This window comes from Paraburkholderia sp. RL17-373-BIF-A (assembly GCF_046030175.1).
In the GTDB taxonomy this organism is placed as follows: domain Bacteria; phylum Pseudomonadota; class Gammaproteobacteria; order Burkholderiales; family Burkholderiaceae; genus Paraburkholderia.
In genome coordinates this window covers 1-3,955 of record NZ_JARESO010000164.1, presented here as the reverse complement: position 1 = coordinate 3,955, position 3,955 = coordinate 1, and the positions used below count along the sequence as shown (strand labels likewise).

The 3,955-nt window shown below is 58.5% G+C and carries 4 protein-coding genes and 1 pseudogene; 4 read left to right on the top strand and 1 reads right to left on the bottom strand.

Going from position 1 to position 3,955, the window contains the following annotated elements; genetic code table 11:
- Positions 1 to 12 precede the first annotated feature (12 nt).
- A pseudogene (locus P0D80_RS48935) lies at positions 13 to 320 on the bottom strand (IS3 family transposase); the annotation flags it as partial.
- Positions 321 to 452: 132 nt separating this feature from the next.
- On the opposite strand from P0D80_RS48935, the gene tnpB reads away from it, so the two are divergent.
- The 4 genes from tnpB to P0D80_RS48915 all read left to right on the top strand — a co-directional run bounded on the left by tnpB (position 453) and on the right by P0D80_RS48915 (position 3,342).
- Positions 453 to 761, top strand: a complete 309-nt coding sequence (tnpB, locus tag P0D80_RS48930) for an IS66 family insertion sequence element accessory protein TnpB (RefSeq protein ID WP_408295650.1) — start codon at positions 453 to 455, stop codon at positions 759 to 761.
- Between the two features lie 23 nt (positions 762 to 784).
- On the top strand, positions 785 to 1,318 hold the full coding sequence (locus tag P0D80_RS48925; RefSeq protein WP_408295647.1) for an IS66 family transposase: 534 nt from the start codon (positions 785 to 787) through the stop codon (positions 1,316 to 1,318).
- A gap of 162 nt (positions 1,319 to 1,480) precedes the next feature.
- Positions 1,481 to 1,819 carry an IS66 family transposase gene (locus P0D80_RS48920; protein ID WP_408295644.1) on the top strand — a complete coding sequence of 113 codons (339 nt, stop codon included), beginning with the start codon at positions 1,481 to 1,483 and terminating at the stop codon, positions 1,817 to 1,819.
- A gap of 821 nt (positions 1,820 to 2,640) precedes the next feature.
- The gene (locus P0D80_RS48915) at positions 2,641 to 3,342 is read left to right on the top strand and encodes an HAD family hydrolase (RefSeq protein WP_408295641.1); all 702 of its coding nucleotides are present in this window, start codon (positions 2,641 to 2,643) and stop codon (positions 3,340 to 3,342) included.
- Positions 3,343 to 3,955 lie beyond the last annotated feature (613 nt).

Genomic DNA, 3,955 nt, shown 5'->3' with positions numbered 1-3,955 from the left:
CTCCTGATTTCAGGGCACCAGTTCTTCAATCCGGGCTGCAAGCGTCTCGCGACTCGGATAGTTCAAAGCCCCCAGAGTTGCGGCTGCACAGCGCGTCATGGGTCAAATAATGACTGACGGCCAGCTTCTTCTGTTCAGCTGAATACCCCGGACTCGAACGGACATAGCCAGCCCGTCGATCATGGCACTGTTCGTATTCGCGGTGCCAGGCTTTGAAAGTTCCTCGTTGGGTAGCCCAATTGCCGGATGGTTGCCCCGTTGCGCTTGCCCAGTTTCAAGTAGAGTCGGACTGCTCGGATGCGATCTTCGAATGAGAACATGAACTACCTCCACGTAGCCCAGGTTTTCGTCCGCCCCCCCCAAAGTACGTTGATGATGGTGCTGAGCGGTATGCCGGGATCAGCAGCATGATCGGTCTGCCGTCCCACACACGCGTCTGACTGGCTGCTGGGGTGACCGACCATGCGCTCAGGCCTCAACAGTCTGGCCGCAAAGGTCCAGACGTACTGAAACGCGATCCCTTGTGCGGGAGCGTCTTCGTGTGTCGTGGCAAACGCGGCGACCAGCTCAACGTGCTGTGTTGGAGCGACGATAAAATGTGTCTGCTGATGAGGCGACTTGAGAAGGGACGTTCCGTATGGCCTCAGGCCGACAGCGGCGTCGTTTGCCTGAGCCCGGCGCAATTATCAATGCTGCTGCAAGGCATCGACTGGCGGCAACCGACGAGAACGGCACGACCGACGTCGGCGTTGTACACGTAGTCGCTGGCGCGTAAACTGCCTGCATGACGCGCGCGAACTCACTTCCTGACGATGTAGATACGCCAAAGGCCATGCTGCTCAGCCGGGAGGCGGCCCTGCGCGAACGCGATGCGCAAGGGCTCAAACTGCAGGAAACGGTCGACTCGCAGCAAGGAGCGCTGGCTTCGCGTACAGACGAAGTCGAACACCTGAAGCTGCTCATTGCCAAGCTTCGCCGTACGAAGTTCGGTCGCAAGTGGGAGAAGCTGGACCAGCAGATCGAACAACCTGAACTGCGTCTCGAGGAGTTTGAGGCCGACAAAGGCGCGGCCCCGGTTGAAATCCCGAAGACGCCGCGCGCGGCTGCGGAACAGACATCGCTCAAGCCACTGCCTGAGCATCTGCCGCGCGAGATCCGGACGAACCTGCCTGAACCTGCCGGGACGGGCACGCAGTGCGGTGGTCAGATGAAGTCGCTGGGCGAAGACGTCGCCGAACAACTTGAGTACGTACCGGCCAGCATCCGAGTCATCCGTCATAATGCGCCCGAGGTTTGCCTGCGTGTGTTGCGACCATAGCTACCAGGGCCTGCCCCGAGCCGTCCCATCGAACGCGGTCTCGCCGGTCCAGGGCTGCTCGCACACGTTTTGGTCCAAGTTCGCAGACCAAGTGCCGCTTTACCGGCAATCTGTCATATACGGGTAAGAAGGTGTCCAGCTTGATCGCTCGCTTCTGGCGAAGTGGGTCGGTCACGCGACGACGGGCTGCAGCCGCTCGTTGAAACAATGCGTCGTCACGTGATGTCGGCGAAGAAACTGCATACCGACGACACGCCGGTTCCAATGCTTGCACTGGGCAACGGCAAGACGAAGACCGGTCGCCTGTGGGTATACGTGCGCGATGATCGCCCGTCGGCCGTCGTAACGCCACCAGCGGCGTGGTTCACCGATACGCCGGATCGCAGGGACATCCATCCGCACCAGCACCTCGAGTCGTTCAACGGCACGCTGCAGGCCGACGCGCACGGTAGCTTTCAGACCATCCACGAAACCGGACCCGTCACGGAGACGGCGCGTTGATCGCAGCGAAGTTTGGCTGCTCGGGCAAGACGCTGCGGAGCCGGGTGCGCAAGGAAGAGCGGAATCTAGGTTGCGCCCGGGCACGAGTACGCAGGAGCAGGATCGGCTCAAGGAACTGGAGCGGGAAGTGCGTGAGCTTCGTTCTGAGACCCAACGGTAAGCGGGATGCTTGTCTGAAAAGTTCAGGTGTTTGCCGGAAGGCGAGCTTGTGCCCGTCTGTTACATTGACCTCGTGGTTCACAGCGGACTCATCCTGTCGCTGTCACTGCCCCGCGACTTGGTTGTGGCTTTTCTGCTTTGTACTCAAGCATGCCGATGCAGTGCACCCGTCACGGGGACGCACGGCAGCCTGCCTCTCTAAGCCGGGCGACCATCAGCCCTCTAGCAAGACTATCGGGCGCGGTCAACCGATCCACGTCTGATTGCGAAGAGTCATTAATAGCGATAACGAAGCGTCCCTAGTCCATGATATGCCACACAACAAACGCCAACTTGAGGAAGTTTTCTGCACATCCCAAGTGGTTAGGCTGCCGAGGTTAGAAGCGCTGTGTGATTACACGCCGTCTCAGAAACCGATACAAAGTCGAAGAGAATTTCGGAGGCACCAGTCAGTGCGCTCCATGCAGTTCACGTCCATGTTCGTTCTGCTACCGACGCGATCGCCGACTAAATGCCTATGACGAAACGATTGGGGATGCCACCGCAGTTGCGGAAGCCATCGAGGCAGACGATGACTTGGTAGGGGTTGACACCAACGACGCGGACAAGGCTGCATCGTTCCGTTAAATGCACCAGCATTATTCAAGCAATAGGGAACATGTATGAATGTAAAGCATCAAGCGTGCCGCCGTGATGAGCCCACAGCGTCCGGGCGATTGTCGATTGACCGTTCTGGCAAATTGCCTAGACCGTGCGACACTGCCGTAGCTGCCTTCGATTTTGATGGCACAATCACCACGTCAAACAGCCTCCGCGATTTCGTGCGTTTTACCGCAGGTGGACCACGACTGATCTACGGCGCACTGCGCGCGGCTCCATGGTTCCTAGGCTTCTTGATTGGCAAATGTGACCGGGCAAGCGCCAAAGCGCATTTTCTCGCCGGAGCATTAGGTGGCCTGACTCGACCCCAGTTGGAGGCGGCGGCGCAGCGATACGCGACCGAACGACTGCCAGAGCTGATACGCCCGGAAATGCACGCGCGCATTCAGGAACACAAGCGCCTCGGCCACCGGCTAGTCTTGGTTAGCGCGTCGCTTACGCTTTATCTCCGAATATTTGCCAACTCCTCGGGATTCGATGCAGTACTGGCGACGGAACTGGAATATCAGGGCGACTACCTTTCTGGTCGGCTAGGCTCGAGGGATTGCTGGGGGCCAGAAAAAGTGAAGAGACTTCAGCAGTGGCTTGGTGGCGATCGACCGAGGGTGCTCTTCGCTTATGGAAATAGCACGGGTGACCGGGAAATGCTAGCACTAGCTGACCATGCATGGCTACGCGGCATGGGTGCGATGCCTGTCCTCTAGAAGCCGGCGGCGTCGACATATTTGTCTTGCCGGCTATCGCCTCAGTGAAAGATTGAACCCGGGTACGGCTGAAGTGTCGCACCGATATACCGCAGGACCGAGAGGCGCTCCCGATAGTCAAGCGCTCCCAGTGAGCCATGCGTGACTTAAGCCCGCATTGCGGGACACCAGCGGATGTAAAAGTCGGCCCCGTCGACAAACTGCTCGATGCGCATAGTCCGTCGGTCCGGAGAACAGAAGAGCCTTTTCCTCTGCCAAGCAACAAAGCACGTAAGACCAGCGAAGAGCAAAGCAACAGCTAACCACTTGACCAGCGACAATCACGGCCATCCACAAGATAGGACGGTCTACTTGGATGCTCGCAATGCGCTATGTCTTCTTGCACGGAGCTTTGACGTGTATTATCCGGGAATGCGCCTGACAGGTTGATCGTGGAGGCTGAGTGGTTTAGCTGCACTGGCCGAGACTAAATCTCGCAGTGGTCGGTTTCTCGTGGTGTTGCTCGTGGGCGCGGTGGACGTAATCCGAAGCGGCAACGCGCGTGGCGAACCGCAAAGAGTCCGGCATGACTCAGGAACAGAACGTCGTTCTTGTCAAGCGTGGCATGCTAAAG